A 666-nucleotide genomic window follows, 5' to 3' on the forward strand; every position below is an offset into this window, starting at 1 on the left:
ACTACTATGTTGCTACTACGTACTCACAACGATCAATCTACGAAATGTTGGCGGAACTATCTTCCATCTCTATTTCATACATGGAAGTGTGACCATTGGAATCCTGAGATGCCCAGGGCTCCAATGATCCCCCTCATGTATGTCTATACTGTTAAACACAAAGTACTACGCTACAAAATATAACTCACCCTAACGATGAATCACATAATCGCCGGGCGATGCTTCAAGTGTGCATTGACTTGCAACACAACAGTTTGTGTTTAACAGTATAGACATACATGAGGGGGATCATTGGAACCCTGGGCATCTCAGGACAGACAATGCTGGCATCAGCCTTGTGGAGCGCGTGGCACGACAGAATGGGTCACCCTGGAAACAAGAAACTCAGCATGTTAGCCAGCAAAAGTGAAATACGTATCACAGGTGGGAAGGGGTTACCGGAAGACTGCACACACTGTCTGCTATCAAAGCCTAGACGGACGCCAGTACGGGCAGCTGCTGCCCCAAGTGGAAACAATGTTGTTTAGGTCGACGTAATGTCCTGGTCTACTAAAGGATGGAAAGGTGAGAAGTATGCAGCTGTATTCTCTCACAGAAGCAGCAAGTTAGATGCAGTATTCATATACAGCAGGAAAGACGAAGCAACAAGAGCTCTGAAGGAATACC

At 46.2% G+C, this 666-nt stretch carries 1 protein-coding gene; it reads left to right on the forward strand.

Annotated features, from left to right (window positions below):
* Window positions 1-320: 320 nt before the first annotated feature.
* A complete protein-coding gene (locus GY791_13600; GenBank protein MCP4329459.1) occupies window positions 321-527 on the forward strand; it encodes a hypothetical protein in 207 nt (68 codons plus the stop codon).
* Window positions 528-666: the final 139 nt, after the last annotated feature.

This window comes from Alphaproteobacteria bacterium (assembly GCA_024244705.1).
Taxonomy (GTDB): Bacteria; Pseudomonadota; Alphaproteobacteria; order JAAEOK01; family JAAEOK01; genus JAAEOK01.

Coding starts and splice junctions, on each gene's coding strand:
- GY791_13600 (MCP4329459.1), top strand. CDS start 321: ATGCTGGCATCAGCCTTGTGGAGCGCGTGGCACGACAGAATGGGTCAC.